This window comes from Candidatus Neomarinimicrobiota bacterium, assembly GCA_022560655.1.
GTDB lineage: Bacteria > Fidelibacterota > Marinisomatia > SCGC-AAA003-L08 > TS1B11 > JADFSS01.
In genome coordinates, this window is record JADFSS010000021.1 from 1 (window position 1) to 16,864 (window position 16,864).

Consider the following 16,864-nt stretch of genomic DNA (forward strand, 5'->3'; position numbering starts at 1 on the left):
ATGACGCGACCAGTGAGTTTGACTGAGAACTGACAACTGATAACTTACGATACATTGCTTTCACGCAAACGCGAAAGGAAACAGAGTCTCACCCACGAGTTCCGGGGGCGAAATGGGTTCGACCGGACAAGTTGACGGTGACGGCCGCGTGCCCAGGTTGTCAGGAGGCCTGGTTAAACACCTGGCAAAAAACCTTTTAAATGCCAACTCTCAGTTGCGCATGGCGGCCTAACTAGGCCACCCGTTCGGCAGACGACGCCTACTAGACTGCTCGAACGACGATCGTAGGCTGGCTGGCGTGTGCTGCTCTGGCCGCACGCCGGCGAGACAACAGTCGAGCTGGACAACGGAGAAGCCTGTCGGCCAGCGGCTCCCGCGTCGAGATGCAAACGACCGACTACGCACGTAGAAACCGCACCCGAAGTGTCTCGGGACGGGGGTTCGATTCCCCCCGCCTCCATTGTAAGTGCTTGTAAACAAAGGAGTTACAAGCGACCAAAAACACTTCCTGGCTAGTTCCTGGCATAAAGGATTGAAGGAACGGTGGGTACCGCTAAACCGCGCTGCTCTGGCAGCGGTTGCGCTTCACCTTCGAACTCGCGGTAACCCAAGGTCAGGGCCTCTCTTCATCACGCAGGCCAACAAACGCTTCAACGTGCGGCAACTTGCCGGCGAGATCGTCAAGACAGCGCGGTGTAACGATGAACCAATTAACGTGAATCCGCATAACCTCCGTCATACGTTCGCGACCTGGCTGGCGCGTGCAACCTCGAACGTCGCTATGGTTCAAAAAGTGCTTGGGCACGAAAACGTGAACACCACGTTTAGGTACTATGTTCACACGAGCGACCACGAGCTTGCGGGAGCAACAGCAAGCCTCCGTGGTCGGAAGCAAGATCGAACTGAATCGCCGGCGTCGCGGGAGTCGAAAATGAAGCGATGCGCCTTGACGAAGGCGGCTGGACCCAGATAGGCGTCGTTGCTCCAGAATGAGGGGCAACTGGTGGTGCAGGCGCCACACATGATGCACTTGGTGGTGTCGTCAAAGGCAGCGCGTTCGTCGATGGACTGGCGGTACTCGGTGGCCGGCGCCTCCTCGGCCGGGATGAAATAGGGCTGCACCTGCTTCAGCCCCTCGAAAAAGGGGTCCATGTCCACAATCAGGTCCCGTAGCACCTTCATCCCCCTGAGCGGCCGGATGCGGATCAGGTCGGTCTCCAGGTCTTGAATCAGCACCTGGCAAGCCAGCCGGTTGAGGCCGTTGATTTCCATGGCGTCGGATCCGCAGACCCCATGGGCACACGATTTCCGGAAGGCAACGGATCCGTCATCCTCGTCCTTGATGGCCAGCATCACGTCCAGCACCCGCTCCGTGGGGTCGGCCTCCCGCACGAAACTGTCAAAATGCGACTCTTCCGTAACCGGATCGTAGCGCCAAATCTCTACTGTCACCTGCATGCTAGTATACCCGCGGCTTTGGTTTGAATTTGGTGATGGTCACCGGCTTATAGTCAAAGCTCACCTGCCCATCTTCGTCGACGCTGATAAAGGTGTGTTTCAGCCAGTTCTTGTCGTCACGCTCCGGGTAGTCCTCCCGTGAGTGGGCGCCCCGGCTTTCGGTGCGGTTCAGGGCGCTCTCGGCGATGGTACCGGCGATGTCCAGCATGAAGCCCAACTCCACGGCCTCCACCAGTTCCGTGTTGAAATAGTCGCTCTGGTCGCCCACCCCAACCTGCCGGTAGCGTTGCCGCAGCTCGGCGATGGTGTCCCGGGCGGTGGTAAGGTTCTCCTCCGTACGGAAGACGCCACTGTTGACCATCATGACGCTCTGCATGGCCTTACGGATATCGGCCACGCGTTCCTTGCCGCCGCCATGCTTGAGCCGGTCGATTTCGCTGCGCACAAAGGCATCGGGCTCACTGCCGATGTGCCCGAACTGCGCGTCCTTCAGGTAGCGTGCCATATCCGCCCCCGCCCGCCGTCCAAAAACGACGATGTCCACCAGCGAGTTGGTGCCCAGCCGGTTGGCTCCATGCACCGAAACGCAGGCCACCTCACCCGCCGCGTAAAGCCCCTCCACGGGCTCGTTCCGGGCATTGCGCATCACCCGGCCCTGGGTGTCCGTGGGGATGCCGCCCATGGCGTAGTGGGTGGTGGGCTGCACCGGAATGGGCTCAACGATGGGGTCCACCGCCAGGTAGGTGCGGGAAAAATGGGAGATGTCGGGCAACTTGGTGTTGATCACCATCTCGCCCAGGTGGACCAGGTCCAGGTAGACATAGTCGGAGCCGGTGTCGCCACTGCCGTCAATGCCCCGGCCGGCTTTGATTTCGTCGTAGATGGCCCGGGCGACCATGTCCCGGGGAGCCAGGTCTTTGACCGTGGGCGCCACGGCCGCCATAAAGCCGTCCTTGCCGCTGCCGATGTTGTCCAGGTCTTCCCGGTTGCGGAGAATGCCGCCCTCGCCCCGCGCCGCCTCGGAAACCAGGATCCCCAGCCGCCGGAGCCCGGTCGGATGGAACTGGACGAACTCCATGTCCTCCAGGGGAATCCCCCGCCGCAGACAGACCGCCATGCAGTCGCCCGTGGAGGCGTGCGCGTTGGAGGTGATGGAATAGACCCGGCCATACCCACCCGTGCCGATAAAGGTGGCCTTGGCCTGAAAAATGTGAATCTCACCGGTGGCCAGCTCATACGCCACCACGCCCAGGCAGGCGTCGCCATCCTTCAGCAGGTCCAGGACGTAGAACTCGTTGAAGAAGCGCACCTCCTTCTTCACGCACTGGTCGAACAGGGTGTGGAGAATCATATGGCCGGTGCGGTCTGCGGCATAGGCGGCCCGCTTCACGGGCGCCTCACCGAAGTTCCGGGTGTGGCCACCAAAGGGCCGCTGGGCGATCTTGCCATCGGGCGTCCGGCTGAAGGGCAGGCCAAAGTGCTCCAGCTCGTACACCGCCGCGATCGCTTCCTCGCACATGAGCTCGATGGCGTCCTGGTCCCCCAGGTAATCCGACCCCTTCACCGTGTCAAAGAAGTGCCACTCCGGCTTGTCCTCCTCCTCGTTTCCCAGGGCGGCCCCCACGCCGCCCTGAGCCGCCCCCGTGTGGCTGCGTACGGGGTACAGCTTGGAGATCACCGCCACGGAATAGTCGTGCTCGCTCAGCTCCAGGGCGCACCTCAGGCCGGCGCCTCCCGCGCCCACAACAATGGCATCGAATCGGTGGACCGTGGCAGCCCCTAGAACAGTTCGGGGTTGAATATGACCACCGCCCGCACGCCGATAAACCAGATGACGGCTCCAAGCGCGTAGACGGTCCAGTTGCCGATGTTGCGCCACCGGGGGGAGCTAACCAGGTCGTCAATGGAGGTGCTGACGCCGTAAAAGCCGTGGAAGGAGGCCAGGGAGATAAAGGTCACGTCGAACACTTTCCAGACCGGCTGGGCGAAGAATCTGGCCAACAGGTAGAACCGCATCTGTTCGGGGTCCTCGGCCATCAGCCTGAGCGTCTCCAGATCGGTGGCGCCGTAGCCGATGGAGTCAAAGCCCCACATCCCCGGCCCCATGAAGTAGTGGTAGACAACAAAGTGGCCGCCCAGGGTGATGAACAGCAGCACGCCGGTGATGCGCTGCAGGAACCACGCCGTCGTTGCCACCCTGTTCATCATGTCCGGGGGTACCAGATGAACCAGCCGCCCACAGCCATGAGCAGTCCCGCGACGACGTAGGTGGCATAGAGCAGCAGCTTATGCCGCTCCAGCGCCCACGCCGTGAACTCCCCCAGTATCAGCCGCATGCCGTTGAAACCGTGAAACAGGATCGCCCCCAACAACATGATTTCGCCCACCTTGAAGAGCGGTGTCTTATAGGCCTCGATGACGGCATTGAAGGCGTCAGGGCCTTGGTTCATCTTGGCCATACCCCAGATATGGAACAGCAGGAACCCCACAATGCCCAGGCCCGTGACCTTGTGCAGCAGCCACGAGAGCATGCCCTCCTGGATTTTATACATGGGGGAGACCTATATCCGGGGATGCATCATTCATGTCACGCGCCAATCCATCCAATCGCGCTGAAACGTGCGCCAGCGACACCCCTAATATCAGCCCGCCGAGGCCCCAATCCCAAGCACTCGCTACGCCGCGCGGCAGGACGCCTCTGTGCCCGCAGTCCGGCGCCGCTCTGCCTCACGCCACCACCAGGTACAGCCCCAGCGTCAGCCCGGCCCCCACCAGGGCGTAGGGAATCTGCGTGCGCACATGATCGATGTGGTCGGAGGCGGAGGCCATGGATGAGATGATGGACGTGTCGGAGATGGGCGAGCAGTGGTCGCCGAACACCCCTCCGCCAAGCACCGACGCCAGGTAGAGCGGCAGATGGCCGTCCATGGCCAGCGCCAGCGGGACCGCAATCGGCACCATCAGAGCGAAGGTCCCCCACGATGTACCGGTGGCGAACGACATCACGCACGCCAACAGGAACAGCCCCACCACCGCCGCCTTCGGACCGGCCACGCCGCCGATCAGCTCCGCAACGTAAGCGCCCGTCCCCAGCTCTTTCACCGTGCCACCCAGCGCAAAGGCCAGCACCAGCAGGCTCACCACCGGAATCATCCCGCCCATGCCCCTGAACGACAACTCCACGAAGGTCTGCGCCGAAAGTTTGCCCTCGGCAGCGCCCCGCCCCGGTAAGAATTGCAGGTTGACCAGCACCAGCACGGCCAGGCTGGCAACCACCGCCCATAATACCGCCGTGGACCCCGAACTGGCCTGGACCATTTGCCACAGGCTGGACCCCTCAGGCGCGTCGGCCCGGCCGGTGAGCAGGATGCCGGCCACGATCGTGCCGATCATGGTCAGGATCGGTAGCGCCAGGTTGGCCGCCCGCGGGCGCAGGCCCTCCAGCGTAGCCGCCCCCAGTACGGCCTCATCCACAAGGGGGACAGCGCCATCGGCCAGCAGCTTCCCTTCCTCTTGCGCCCGCTGCTCGGCCACCTTCATGGGACCCAGCTCCCGACCACTGACAATGGTCAGCAGCACGATAAGAATCGCCAGCATGGCATAGAAATTCCATGCCAGGCTGGACAGCAACACCCCCACGGGACTCTCCACCCCCTGGACGCTCAGCAAGCCGATGACCAGGGCGCCCCAGCCGTTGAAGGGCACCAGCATGCACACAGGCGCTGAGGTGGAGTCGCAAATGTAGGCCAGCTTCTCCCGGCTCACCCGGTAGCGGTCCGTCAGGGGCCGACCCACCGTGCCGGCCACCAGCGAGGTGATGGAGCTCTCCACGGTAATGAGGATGCCCAGGAAAAAGGGCACCAGCTGCGCCTGCCGCCGGTTGGTCACCCAGTGGCGGTCACTCACCCACTGCACGAAGCCCTGCACCCCGCCGGTGGCGCCCATCAGGATCAGCACGCTGCCCACCAGCAGGCTATAGAGCACGATCCGGGTACTGCCACTGTCCTCAAATACGGCCACGATGGCGGCAATCGTGGCGCCCACCGCCGCAATGGGGTTCCAGTCCTCCAGCACCCACCACCCCATCCACACGCCCAGCAACAGCGCCGGATAGATTTGCTTTCTCCACAGCGCCAGCCCCAGCGCCGCCACCGGCGGCAGGAGTGACCAGATACCGTACGATTCCATCTCCCCGGCTTACGCCCACCGACCCCGGGCTGCTAGAGGACTCGTAATAGGGGTGCCGGCTGCCGGAGGCTAGAAGGGTATGTCATCATCGCCCAGCGGGGGCGGCTCGGCGTCCGGCGGTGGGCCCTCGTGTACAATGTCGCTGCCGTAAGCCTCCATCGCCAGCCGTGTGATGGCATCCTTCAGCTCCTGCTCGGCCACCACCGTGTCGAAGTACTGACCGTCATTGTTCTTCTGGCTCGGCATGCCGACGAAAGGGCCACTGGAACCCGCCACAATTTTGAAACCCTTGATGACCAACCCCTCATCGGTGCGCAGGTCGAAAAAGGCTCGGATCTTACCCCATTGCCCCTTATTGATACGTTCAATGTGCATGCTTGGCTCCTTGCAAAGGTGGTCGAAGGTAGCGCCGCACGCTGGCAGGGGGCAAGCGCGGGAGCCCGTCCGCCGCGCCCGGCGTGGCGTTGCTCCATTGCTCACCGCGTTGCAGTGCGCTAATTTGGCGGGGTCATTCAGGGAGTCACATGCGCATGAGCACCACCGTCTATGCCTTCGGCAATGGCCGGGCCGACGGGTCCGCCGAGATGAAAGCCCTGCTGGGCGGCAAGGGGGCTAATCTGGCCGAAATGGCCAACCTCGGTCTGCCCGTCCCGGCGGGGTTCACCATCTCTACCGAGGTCTGCACCTACTTTAGCGAGCACGACCGCAGCTATCCCCCGGGCCTGGAAGAGCTCGTCGACAGCGCTCTCCGCCGCACGCAGGAGATTATGGGCCGCACCTTCGGCGATCCCGACGACCCTCTGCTGGTCTCGGTGCGTTCCGGTGCCCGCGTATCCATGCCCGGCATGATGGAGACCGTCCTCAATATCGGCCTCACCACCGACACGCTCCCCGGACTGGCTGCCCGCACCGGCGATGAGCGCTTTGCCTGGGATAGCTACCGCCGCCTCATCACCATGTATGCCGATGTGGTCATGGAGAAAGCCGCTGGCATCCAGCCGCCCGAGGGCCAGGGCATCCGGCAGCGGCTGGACCAGCTGCTCGACGACCTGAAAGCGCGGCGGGGCTACGAGTTCGACTACCAGCTTACCCCGGCCGACCTGCAACAGCTCACGGCAGACTACAAGGCCGAAATTCAAGCGCAGCTGTCGGCGCCGTTCCCCGATGATCCCTACGAGCAGCTCTGGGGCGCCGTGGGGGCCGTGTTCGTCTCCTGGAACGGCAAGCGGGCCATCGCCTACCGGCGCATTGAGGGCCTGTCCCACGAATGGGGTACCGCCGTCAACATCCAGTCCATGGTTTACGGCAACCTGGGGGCAACCTCCGCCACCGGCGTGGCCTTCTCCCGCCATCCCGCCACGGGCGAGAACGCCTTCTTCGGTGAATGGCTGCCCAACGCCCAGGGCGAGGACGTCGTCGCCGGCATCCGCACCCCCAACCCCCTCAACGAGGCCAGCCGCAATGATGGCAACACCCTGCCGTCCCTGGAACAGCAATTTCCCGCCCTGTACGCTGAACTGTTGCAGCACAGCCGGTTGCTGGAGAATCACTATACCGATATGCAGGACCTGGAGTTTACCATCGAGGACGGCCACCTCTATATGCTCCAGACCCGCGTGGGCAAGCGCAACGGGCTCGCAGCCCTGCGCATTGCCGTTGAGCTGGTAAGCGACGGACTCATTGACCAGCGCACCGCCCTGACCCGCGTCCGGCCGGCCCAGCTCGATGAACTGCTCCACCCCATGGTCTCCCCCGCTGCTGAGCGCAACCACAAGCCTATCGCGGAGGGACTCCCGGCGGGCCCCGGTGCTGCCGTTGGCAAAATCGTCCTCAGCCCCGACCGCGCCGAAGAGCTTGCGGCCCAGGGCGAGAAGGTCATCCTGGTGCGCACCGAGACCAGCCCCGAGGACATTCACGGCATGCACGCCGCCGAGGCCATCCTCACCTCCCGCGGCGGCATGACCAGTCACGCCGCGTTGGTGGCCAGGGGTTGGGGCAAGTGCTGTATCGTGGGTTGCCAGGCGCTGATCATTCACGCCGAACAGGGCGAAGTACGCATTGGCAGCACCGTGCTGCGGGAAGGAGACGTCATCACCCTCAACGGCACCCGGGGACTGGTCTATCAGGGTGAACTGCCCCTCACCGCCATTGACCTGGGTCAGAACAAGATTCTCGATACATTCCTGGCGTGGTGCGACGAGGTTCGCCGCTTGGGTGTCCGCGCCAACGCCGACCGGCCCGAGGACGCCGCCCAGGCCCGCCGCCTGGGCGCTGAGGGGATCGGCCTCACCCGCACCGAGCATATGTTCTTCGAGCCCGAGCGCATCAAGTTCGTCCGCCAGATGATCCTGGCCAATTCACCGGCCGACCGCCGCAAGGCCATCATGCGCCTGCTCCCCTTTCAGAAAGACGACTTTCGCGGCATCTTCCAGGCCATGGACGGCCTGCCCGTCACCATTCGCCTCCTCGACCCCCCGCTCCACGAGTTCGTGCCCCACGAAAAAATTCACCAGGTTGCCCTGGCTACCGAAATGGGCCTGACCCCAGAGGATATCCGCGCCCGCGTGGAAGCGCTCGAAGAGTTCAACCCCATGCTGGGGCACCGTGGCTGCCGCTTGGGCATCAGCTATCCGGAAATCACCGAGATGCAGGCCCGGGCTATTCTCGAAGCGGCCGCCGAATTGATCCAGGAAGGCCTCGACGTCCGCCCCGAGATTATGGTCCCCCTCGTGGGGCACTACAAGGAGCTGCGCCACCAACGCGCCATCATCACCGATGTTTATGAGCAGGTCCGCGCGGATATCGGCGACATCCCCCATCTGGCCATCGGCACCATGATCGAGGTGCCCCGCGGCGCCATCACCGCTGACGAGATCGCCCCCTTGGCCGACTTCTTCAGCTTCGGCACCAACGACCTCACGCAGATGGGCAGCGGCTTCTCCCGAGACGACTCCGGCTCATTCCTGCCCCGTTACCTCGAGCTGGAAATCTACCCCAGCGACCCCTTCCAGAGCCTGGATCAAGCCGGCATTGGTGAGTTGGTGCGCATCGCCGTGGAAAAAGGGCGCCGCGTCAAGCCCGGCCTCAAAATGGGGATCTGTGGGGAACACGGCGGGGATCCCGACTCCATCCGCTTTTTCCACGAAGTGGGGCTCGATTACGTCAGCTGCTCGCCATTCAGGATACCCGTAGCACGGCTCGCTGCCGCCCAGGCGGCTCTGAGCGAAGCCGAAGGGGACGCCGCCGCCAGGGACATTATGCCGTAGGGGCACGGCGTGCCGTGCCCAGCTGTCATGGCGAGTCCCGATGTTTCGGGACGTGCCCATCTCGTTGGTCCTTTTAATCCCAGGGTCGGGGATTCGCGCTGACAGAAAAGTGAGCAGAATGATGCTTTCAGAGTGCTCCCTTTACCTGGTACGTGGGTGCCCGTGGCACGGCTCGCTGCCACCCAGGCCGCCATGGAGCACGGGAGCACGAACTAGCACCGTTGGTGTGCGCCCGTGCTCCCGGGAACTGGCGGGGGGAGCATTGTCGTGCTCCCAAATCGATTGCCAGCACCCGCTCTAAATAAAACGGGCCGAATCGCTTCGGCCCCCCAAGGTCTTTAAGTTTGCTTCGCTAGGGCGCTATTCCACCATATCCCCGGCCAGGATGTCCGACAGGTTCAGCTGGCCCTCGTCCTGCATCTTGCGCACTTGCGCCATGATCTTCCGCCGCGCATCGTTCACTTCCCGCTTGGAAACGGCCCCTTCCAGCGGCTCATACATGGCCTGCTTCTTCTGAGGCAGCACGCCGATGGCCCGCTCCATGGTCTCCTCATCGACCCCCTTGGCCGCCAGCGCTAGAGCATCCAGCTCCACGACGTTTAGCACGTCTCGCAATATGCTATCCGGAAGTTGGAATATGTCTGTGAAAGTAATGTAGTGCCGCTTCACCTCCTTGAGCAGGTCCGGATTTTCCTGGCTCAGCTTGTCCAAAAACAGGTCAGCCTGCTCCATGTTCATTTTGCTCAGCATGGCGGCCAGTTTTTCGCCACCCCCGCGCTCGAACTCGGAAGCCTTGGGCAGGTAGCGGGCCTTTTCCCGCAGGTCGCTGGCCACGCTGACCACGGCCTCCAGGTTCAGGGCGTCAGTGTCGCCCAGTTCCACCAGTGCGTCGATACGCTGGTCCGGGTCCAGACGATCGTAGATCACCATTTGGCGCTCCGGGTTCAGCTGGGCCAGAACAATGCCGGCGATCCGGGGTGCTTCGCCCACCAGCAGGTAAGCCATCTGCTCATCAGAAAGCTTGTCCAGGAATGCAAAGGGCTTCTTGGCATCGCCGCTCGTTTCCGCCTTGAATTTTTCCGTTATGAAACTGAAGTAAAACTCCTCCAGGATGGCTTTCTTCAGCTTGAACGGCACCTCGGTAAACTCCCGCGCCCGGACCCTGATCTTGCGCAGGTCGGTGTCGCCCAGGTCCTTGAAGATGGTTACTGCCAGGCCGTCGCCCAGCACCTGGAAAAGGATGGCAGATTTGTCCAGGCCCGATAGGCTGGCATACTCCATACTAACTCTCCTCCTCCTCCTCGACGGTTTCTTCCGCTTCCGGTGACTCGCCCTCTTCGGCTGCTGCGCCCTCTTCGGCTGCTGCTTCGCTTGGCGCCCCCTGCTGGAGCCAACTGCTCACGATGCGCGTCGCCGACTCTGGCTTACCGACGCTCAGAGATACCACCGACTGCCGCAGCGAACCTACTTCGGACTGCAGCACCTCCGGATCTTCCTCCACGTGGCTGGGGGGCACTGCCGTCTCTTCCTGCGCGCGCACTTCCACCGCCAGTGCGGGCTCGACGACAGACCCGACAACCTCTTCCGCGGCCGTCTTGACCTCCTCCGCGACCTCTGCTGCCACCGTTTCCGCCTCCTCGGCCTCGGCCGGCTGGATCTCTCCTGCCACCGTTTCAGCCTCCTCCACCGGCGCCTTGGGCTTGGCCTCCTTCGGGGCTGGCCGGCGGGGTCGGCGGCGGGGATAGGGCCGCGCCGGAGGATACAGCATGGCCGCGGGGGCCTGCTGAGCCCGGTTGCGCGAGTTGATCAGTGCCACCGCGATGATCGCTAGAGCCACGACGACGGCCACACCCATCAGCGCCAGCAGGACTTGGTTGTCCGCCATGAATCCTGCCCGGGGCGGCTCCACCGGCTGGAGCAGATTGTTGATCTGGTCCTCGTAGTTCTGCCGTTCTGCGGCAAAGGCCATGCGCATGGCGGCGAGCGAATCCTCCAGCGAGGTCACCTGCGCCGTCACAATGCCGCCCTCATCGGGTGTCAGGCGGCCCGAGGTCAGGTCCTTGCGCATCTCGTCAATCTGGTGAAGTAGGGCTTCCTGTAACCGCGTGTTTTGTTCCTCACGCTGCTGCTGGAGAAAAATCAAATCTTTGGCCCGCTCATCCTGGACCTGTGCCAGGTCGGCCAGAGCCTGCTTGCGCTCGTCTTCCGACCGCTCCAGATATTCCAGCTCCCGGTTCCGCAACTCTTGCATCAACTCCTCGTTGCGGGTCCGCGCCTCGTCCAGAGTCTGCCGCAGGTTTTCCGCCTCTTGTGTCCGGGCTTGGACCTGCGCCAGTGCGGTGCCGGCGCTGGCCCGCTCCGGCGACGAGAGAAATCGATTCTTGAAGGCTGCGGTGGTAATGGAGAGAACATCCCCCCGGTCGCGATCAAACCGGGACGCCACCAGGGTCACCTGGCGCACATTCTCGATGATCTGCGGTGATACGCCGTCCTCCAGGATCACGCTGATAGCCAGCGACTCGATGGTTGGCAGGCCCCCCGTTTCGGTGGTTATGCCCCCTGTTTCCGCCTCCGCCAGGCTCCCGCTGGCAGCTGTCCCCTCCGAAGGCTCCGCCTCCTCCAGCGCCCGCAGTTCGCCCTCCGCATCAGCCCGCTCAAAAGCTGGGAAGCCGGGTATGGGGAAGGGGTTGACAACCCTGCGGGCCGAAGCGTCCCTGCCGGCCACCACTCCAGCGGCCGTGCCCCCTAACAGCGCTTGCGGATCCACCAGGCGCCCATCGGGGGTTCCATAGACCGTTTCCGCCCGGCGGGTTGCGCCGAAGGTCAGCTCCACCTTCACATCTACAACGAACTGGGACTCGTCTAAAATCTTGGAGATCGCATTGGTAACCCGCTGCTGAATGGTGCTCTCCAGCAGCAATTTCTGGGACAACTGCCCCGAGTCCTGGCTGATCGCCAGGGAAGCGCCGCCCAGCAAGATCACCAGGCTGCTCGCAAAGCCTACTCTCCGCAGAGACATCAATGACTCCTGTGCGGGTTAGCCAACGGCCAGGAAGGTAATTTCCACCCGCCTGTTCTTGGCCCGCAGTTGGTTGGTGCTGTTCCCGGCCTGCACCATCTCTTCCGTCACGCCCACACGGGTCTGTGTCCAGCTGGTGCCAAAGGGAATGCGGTCGGCAAATCCTACCGCCCGCAGCTTACCCCCGGGGACGCCTTGGGAAATGACGTAGGTTACCACACTGGCCGCCCGCGCAGCCGACAGCTCCCAGTTGGTGGGGTAGCGGACAGCGATCGCCCCCGCCGTGGGCAGGTTGTCCGTGTGCCCTTCGATGGCGATGGGGTACCTGTTCCCCGGGTCCGCCATAATGGGGACGACCCGGTTAAGGAACGGGTGGATGGCCGATTTCAGATCGGCGCTGCCAACGTCGTAGGCAAAGCGGCTGTCGATGGTGATGCTGGTCCCCTTCGGGCTGTGCGTGACCTCGGCGAATTCGTTCATTTGAGTCTCTTCAATGGCCGCCTTCACTTCCTTGAGAATATCGCTCTGAGTCATGATCGGGATCCGGGTCTCACGGGCACTGCCGCTAAGGTTGTCTTCCATGGAGGCCGCCATGTCGGCCATTTTTACCGGGTCCATGGTCGACATGGAGAACAGCAGCACAAAGAACGTCATGAGCAGTGTCATCATGTCGGCAAAAGTGGCAAAATACTCCGGCAGGCCTTCATCTTCTTTGCGTTTCTTTGGCATGCTAGTCTCCTATCCTCCTCCTCCTGCTGCTTGCCCGGGCTCCATCCGTTTCCACTCGCGGGGCGGGATGAACGAATTTATTTTTTCCCGGACAATCAGCGGGTGCTTTTTCATCTGCAGCATACAGACCCCCTCAGTAATCATATTCTGCATGGTGCTCTTGGTGCCGATCCCGTTGATCAGCTTCTCTGCCATGGGCAGGAAAAACAGGTTGGCCATAACCGCCCCGTAGAACGTGGTAATCAGGGCCGTGGCCATGCCCGTGCCCACCTGCGCCGCCATGTCTTCGCCACCCGCCGAGCCCATGCCTTTGAGCATGAAGACCAGCCCGATCAGCGTACCGATAATGCCGAACGCCGGTGAAAATTTACCCATGGCCTTGAACAGGCCGGCCTCCGTCTCTTCCCGTGCCTCGCGGTACTCCACCCGGGTGCCCATGATGTCGCGTATCTCCTCCACGGAATAGCCGTCCACCACCATCTGGAGACCGTCTTTCAGGAACGGATTCCTCACGTTCCCCAGTGCGTCTTCCAGGTCCTTAGGCCCCTTGCGGGCGACCCCGCTCATATCCACCACATCATCCACCAACGCACCCAGCTCGATCCTGGCGCCCTTGAACACCATGCGCAGGATCGTAAGCAGGCGCACCACTTCCTTAAGCGGGAAAGCGATCGATGTGGCGGCCAGGGTGCCGCCCAGTACAATCATGATGGACATAATATCAACGAATACAATCGGATTGGTCCCCGAACCCGCGGCCTGCATGAAGATGGCGCCGCCAATCAGACCCACGCCGATCATTACCCCTATGATGGTTGCTAGGTCCATATGCCCCTGTTACGGTTGACTGAGAGAGGTTGTCTTCAGGCGATTCTCCTTCAGGGCCCGGAGTATGTTTCGCACATCGTCATAACCCGGGTCCACCTTTAACGCAAGGTTCCAGTTAATGGTTGCCCGCTGGATGTCGCCCAACTTGTAATATATCGAACCGCGACGGGCATATGCAATGGCTAGATCGGGATTTAGCTGGATGGCCATTTCCACATCCTGGAGCGCATCCCGGTAGTTGCTCTCGTAAAATGCGTCCAGTGACGCCGAGAGATGCCGCATGGTATCGTTCAGGTTCGATTTTATCATCTCCAGGCGCAACTGCACATTGCGTACCGAATCAACCAGAAATACCCGCTGCTGCTCCAGCATGGCAATATTGTCTCGCAGGTTGTCAATCTCGAAGCTGGCCATGCGCATGGAGTCCCGCACGCTGGCCAAGATAAATTCCGCATGCTTCAGCGTGGAGTCCAGCTGCTGGGTACTGAGGCCGCTCCGGTCCAGACCCGGCTCGAATCGCGGCCCCATCTCCGCCACTGCTGCATCGGCAACGCCCGTGACCGTCGGGATCAGCCTGGGTACCGACAGGTCCAGCCCAAACACGATCGCAGGCGACTGGGCCGACAGGGGAGGGACGTCCGAGAAAACGGCGCTGAAGTCGGGCAAACTCTCGATGTGCACGAAGCCCAGCAGCAACCGGTAGTCGGTGGTGATGGGAATGCGCAGCCCCAGGTTGATCCCCCCGGCGACGAATTCGCCCACCACTTCCAGTCCGCCCCGCTGGGCGAAAATGGGCGTTTTCAGCAGGAAGCCCGCATAGACCCCCAGCGTCGTACTGCTGCCGGCTGAATCGGGACTCCCGCTCTCGAAGCCTGCGCTTGTGTCGGCAGCCACCCCGGTCGCTCCCGCCAACGCCCCCGTTCCAAAGCCCATGTACGTGTTCAGCAGGTACCGGCCCACCTGCTGCTCGCTGGAAATCACCCCCAGGAAGGAGAGCAGGTCCGGGTTCACGCTCAGTTTGCCGTTGGTCTGGCGCAGCACGAAGTCCTGCACCCCCAGTGAAAAACTGATGTTGCCGTAGGACCAGATCCGCAGCTGTACGTGCAGCCCGATTTCCAGCGTTGTATCCAGGGCCGACACGGACGACAGCCCCAGGCGCAGGTTCCGCGAGATCTCGGCATCGAAGTAAACGCCCGAGGCGCTTCGAAAGGTGTCGACACGGGCAACCTCGGCCACAAAGCCCGCGCTGAACAGGTAGGGGGTTCGCTCCACCGAGCTCACCGGCAGGCGCATCATCCCGCCGGGCCGGCTGAAGGACAGCCGCGAGACCTGCCCCCGGGCCGGTTGAACGGTCATCGTGGCCAACAGCACCAGCACCAGCAGGCGCCCGGTCACCCTAACTTTGGACGGCACGCTGCTAGCGATGCTTCAGCTCCTTGATCGTCAGTACCGCCAGCCTATGATAGGCGCTGGTGGGGTGCTGGCTCACAATGGCCTCGAAGCGGCTGCGGGCTGCCGCGGCCTTGCCCTGCCGCATATAGATGAGTCCTGCCAGCACGATGGCGTCATCAACCAGTGCGTCGCCGGATGAGAGCGCCGGTTCCAGGACGCTCAACGCCTCGTCCAGGCGGCCCAGCCGAAACAGGGCATCCCCATGCCAGTAGGCCACCTGGGCGGCCTGTTCCGGCGTGAGGTCCGCAAAATTGAGCGCCTCACTCACCCGCGTGGTGGCGGCGTAGTTCCCGCTCCGGTAGGTCTGCAGCGCGGCCCGGTAGGTGGCGCCCTCCACGGGTGGGGATTTGGACCCCGCCACGTCCCGCGCTGGTTCCGTCTGCTCCTGAAGGCGCGCAGCCGCTCGTGCGGCCTGCTCCTCCGACCGGCTGGTCTGTATCTTCCGGATCAGCGACCGCAGCCGCTCATTCTCCAGCCGCACCGCCTCCACGTCCTGGTTCAACGAATTCTCAAGTGAATTGATCTGCCCGCTCAGCTCATCCAGGGCTGAGCGCAGCTCCTTGGTCGTGGCGATAAAGGTTGCCCCCGGCGGCGCCGTGCCCAGCAGCAGTTTGATTTCGTTCCCCGCCGCCGCGCGGTCGGCGAGCGTGGCCGAGTCCGCGCTCTCAGGCTCAATGATGATCCCCAGGTCCAGCATGAGCACAGCCTCGTCGCCGGGCTCCTGCGCTGCCAGCAAGACCGCCGCCAGGCAGATCGCCGCAGACGCCCACCGTAAAGACTCCCTGCCCACCATGGGATTTACGAATAGTCCTCCCAGTCGATGGTATAGGAATAGCCGATGAAGGTGCCGAACGATTGGGGAATATACAACTCGAAGCGGGCGGAAGCTCCCGGCAGCACCGTCGCGTCGGAGGTGATGCCCGACTCAAACGTGTGGAAGGAACCCGACACGAAGGTAGTCAGCGCTTTGGTGGCCCCGCTCCAATCCTTCCGGAATACGAAGTTGACCTTCACAAAATCGGCCCGCCGTCCGCCCACGTTCTTGACCTCGCCCGTGAACTTCAGATTGCCCGACCGGTCCTTGGTCTCACCGACGGTCCCCAGCAGCACTATATTGGGGGCAAACGAGCTCTTGCGCGCCCGCTGCGCCGCCTTAGCCTGCCGGGTCACAGTGGCCACCGGCTGCTGTATCCGGTTGGCAGGCGGTGGTGGCGTTACCGCCAGCGACTCAGCAGCTCCCATCGGCGTCACGCCCGCCGAGGGGCTTTCGGGTATATTCTCCACGATGCGCACCACCGACGGCCGCTCCACAATGAGGTAGCCGATCAAGGTCTCTATCTTGAGGATTTTTTCGTCCTGGTAAATGATCTTCCCGAAGATGGTGCTCCCATTGTCCAGGATGATCTCCTTGCTGTAAATGGTCAGCGGGTTGGCCCACATGGTACTCTTGGCCTGCAGGTCTCTGAGCTCCGCGGCCAGATGCTTCACGTCGGCGCCCATCTTCTTGATCTCAAAGTTCAGCTCGTTGAGCACGTAGTCGTCCCGGGACCCGGGTGCTGACGGCGCAACTTGGGTATCGGGGGCCGGTGGCGGCGCAGCCGCTTCGGCCACAGACGGTTCATCCGCGGCCTCCTCGCCGGCAGCCATGTCGCCGGGGTCCGGGGTGGCCTCAGCCGTCGCTGCCGCGGCCTGCTGCTCTTCCGCCGCCCGACGGGCTCGCCGCCCTGCACAGCCGTCAAGCACCAGCAGCGCCAGGAGTCCTATGAGGATTGTAGGTCGGATATTTTTCATGGTCGATCTCAGGATGTTACCGGGGATTTCACAGCATGTTGAGCGCTTTTGCCAATGCTCCGAACAATGTAGCCGTCACCCCTCAAGATGTCAAGATTTTTCAGCAGAATCTCAACCTCTGTTGAAGTATTAC

Annotated in this window: 14 protein-coding genes and 1 other RNA gene; 2 read left to right on the top strand and 13 right to left on the bottom strand. The window is 62.7% G+C overall.

Going from position 1 to position 16,864, the window contains the following annotated elements:
* Nucleotides 1-103: 103 nt before the first annotated feature.
* Nucleotides 104-463: a transfer-messenger RNA gene (ssrA, locus tag IH971_04795) on the top strand.
* Nucleotides 464-837: 374 nt separating this feature from the next.
* On the opposite strand, the gene sdhB is transcribed toward ssrA, so the two are convergent.
* The 6 genes from sdhB to IH971_04825 form a co-directional block, all read right to left on the bottom strand.
* Nucleotides 838-1,458: a succinate dehydrogenase iron-sulfur subunit gene (sdhB, locus tag IH971_04800; protein ID MCH7497152.1), complete on the bottom strand. Its 621-nt coding sequence runs from the start codon at nucleotides 1,456-1,458 to the stop codon at nucleotides 838-840.
* A gap of 1 nt (nucleotide 1,459) precedes the next feature.
* Entirely contained in the window at nucleotides 1,460-3,259 is a 1,800-nt protein-coding gene (locus tag IH971_04805; protein MCH7497153.1) for a succinate dehydrogenase flavoprotein subunit, read from the bottom strand.
* Nucleotides 3,238-3,666 (bottom strand): hypothetical protein, encoded by a 429-nt coding sequence (locus IH971_04810; GenBank protein MCH7497154.1) that lies wholly within the window; start codon nucleotides 3,664-3,666, stop codon nucleotides 3,238-3,240. The genes IH971_04805 and IH971_04810 overlap by 22 nt, the downstream gene beginning before the upstream one ends.
* Nucleotides 3,663-4,010 carry a succinate dehydrogenase, cytochrome b556 subunit gene (gene sdhC, locus IH971_04815; GenBank protein MCH7497155.1) on the bottom strand — a complete coding sequence of 116 codons (348 nt, stop codon included), beginning with the start codon at nucleotides 4,008-4,010 and terminating at the stop codon, nucleotides 3,663-3,665. Before sdhC ends, IH971_04810 begins: the two co-directional genes overlap by 4 nt.
* 175 nt (nucleotides 4,011-4,185) lie before the next feature.
* Nucleotides 4,186-5,646 carry a sodium:solute symporter gene (locus IH971_04820; protein MCH7497156.1) on the bottom strand — a complete coding sequence of 487 codons (1,461 nt, stop codon included), beginning with the start codon at nucleotides 5,644-5,646 and terminating at the stop codon, nucleotides 4,186-4,188.
* A gap of 69 nt (nucleotides 5,647-5,715) precedes the next feature.
* Nucleotides 5,716-6,021, bottom strand: coding sequence for a septation protein SpoVG family protein (locus IH971_04825; protein ID MCH7497157.1), 306 nt, complete (start codon nucleotides 6,019-6,021; stop codon nucleotides 5,716-5,718).
* 155 nt (nucleotides 6,022-6,176) lie between these two features.
* On the opposite strand from IH971_04825, the gene IH971_04830 reads away from it, so the two are divergent.
* Nucleotides 6,177-8,912, top strand: coding sequence for a pyruvate, phosphate dikinase (locus IH971_04830; GenBank protein MCH7497158.1), 2,736 nt, complete (start codon nucleotides 6,177-6,179; stop codon nucleotides 8,910-8,912).
* A 360-nt stretch (nucleotides 8,913-9,272) separates the two neighbouring features.
* On the opposite strand, the gene IH971_04835 is transcribed toward IH971_04830, so the two are convergent.
* From IH971_04835 to IH971_04865, 7 genes are read right to left on the bottom strand one after another with little or no spacing between them, the layout of a single operon-like run.
* Nucleotides 9,273-10,193, bottom strand: coding sequence for a hypothetical protein (locus IH971_04835; GenBank protein MCH7497159.1), 921 nt, complete (start codon nucleotides 10,191-10,193; stop codon nucleotides 9,273-9,275).
* A gap of 1 nt (nucleotide 10,194) precedes the next feature.
* Entirely contained in the window at nucleotides 10,195-11,931 is a 1,737-nt protein-coding gene (locus tag IH971_04840; GenBank protein ID MCH7497160.1) for a hypothetical protein, read from the bottom strand.
* 18 nt (nucleotides 11,932-11,949) lie between these two features.
* A complete protein-coding gene (locus IH971_04845; GenBank protein MCH7497161.1) occupies nucleotides 11,950-12,660 on the bottom strand; it encodes a flagellar motor protein MotB in 711 nt (236 codons plus the stop codon).
* Nucleotides 12,661-12,669: 9 nt separating this feature from the next.
* The gene (locus tag IH971_04850; protein MCH7497162.1) at nucleotides 12,670-13,488 is read right to left on the bottom strand and encodes a MotA/TolQ/ExbB proton channel family protein; all 819 of its coding nucleotides are present in this window, start codon (nucleotides 13,486-13,488) and stop codon (nucleotides 12,670-12,672) included.
* A 9-nt stretch (nucleotides 13,489-13,497) separates the two neighbouring features.
* Nucleotides 13,498-14,901, bottom strand: coding sequence for a hypothetical protein (locus tag IH971_04855; protein ID MCH7497163.1), 1,404 nt, complete (start codon nucleotides 14,899-14,901; stop codon nucleotides 13,498-13,500).
* Nucleotides 14,902-14,905: 4 nt separating this feature from the next.
* Complete coding sequence (locus IH971_04860) at nucleotides 14,906-15,733, bottom strand: hypothetical protein (protein ID MCH7497164.1); 828 nt, start codon at nucleotides 15,731-15,733, stop codon at nucleotides 14,906-14,908.
* Nucleotides 15,734-15,738: 5 nt separating this feature from the next.
* Nucleotides 15,739-16,731, bottom strand: a complete 993-nt coding sequence (locus tag IH971_04865) for a hypothetical protein (protein MCH7497165.1) — start codon at nucleotides 16,729-16,731, stop codon at nucleotides 15,739-15,741.
* Nucleotides 16,732-16,864: the final 133 nt, after the last annotated feature.

Excerpts from the sequence above, each read along its gene's own strand:
- sdhB (MCH7497152.1), bottom strand. The coding sequence starts at position 1,458 with ATGCAGGTGACAGTAGAGATTTGGCGCTACGATCCGGTTACGGAAGAG.
- IH971_04810 (MCH7497154.1), bottom strand. The coding sequence starts at position 3,666 with ATGATGAACAGGGTGGCAACGACGGCGTGGTTCCTGCAGCGCATCACC.
- sdhC (MCH7497155.1), bottom strand. The coding sequence starts at position 4,010 with ATGTATAAAATCCAGGAGGGCATGCTCTCGTGGCTGCTGCACAAGGTC.
- IH971_04820 (MCH7497156.1), bottom strand. The coding sequence starts at position 5,646 with ATGGAATCGTACGGTATCTGGTCACTCCTGCCGCCGGTGGCGGCGCTG.
- IH971_04825 (MCH7497157.1), bottom strand. The coding sequence starts at position 6,021 with ATGCACATTGAACGTATCAATAAGGGGCAATGGGGTAAGATCCGAGCC.
- IH971_04830 (MCH7497158.1), top strand. The coding sequence starts at position 6,177 with ATGAGCACCACCGTCTATGCCTTCGGCAATGGCCGGGCCGACGGGTCC.
- IH971_04835 (MCH7497159.1), bottom strand. The coding sequence starts at position 10,193 with ATGGAGTATGCCAGCCTATCGGGCCTGGACAAATCTGCCATCCTTTTC.
- IH971_04840 (MCH7497160.1), bottom strand. The coding sequence starts at position 11,931 with ATGTCTCTGCGGAGAGTAGGCTTTGCGAGCAGCCTGGTGATCTTGCTG.
- IH971_04845 (MCH7497161.1), bottom strand. The coding sequence starts at position 12,660 with ATGCCAAAGAAACGCAAAGAAGATGAAGGCCTGCCGGAGTATTTTGCC.
- IH971_04850 (MCH7497162.1), bottom strand. The coding sequence starts at position 13,488 with ATGGACCTAGCAACCATCATAGGGGTAATGATCGGCGTGGGTCTGATT.
- IH971_04860 (MCH7497164.1), bottom strand. The coding sequence starts at position 15,733 with ATGGTGGGCAGGGAGTCTTTACGGTGGGCGTCTGCGGCGATCTGCCTG.
- IH971_04865 (MCH7497165.1), bottom strand. The coding sequence starts at position 16,731 with ATGAAAAATATCCGACCTACAATCCTCATAGGACTCCTGGCGCTGCTG.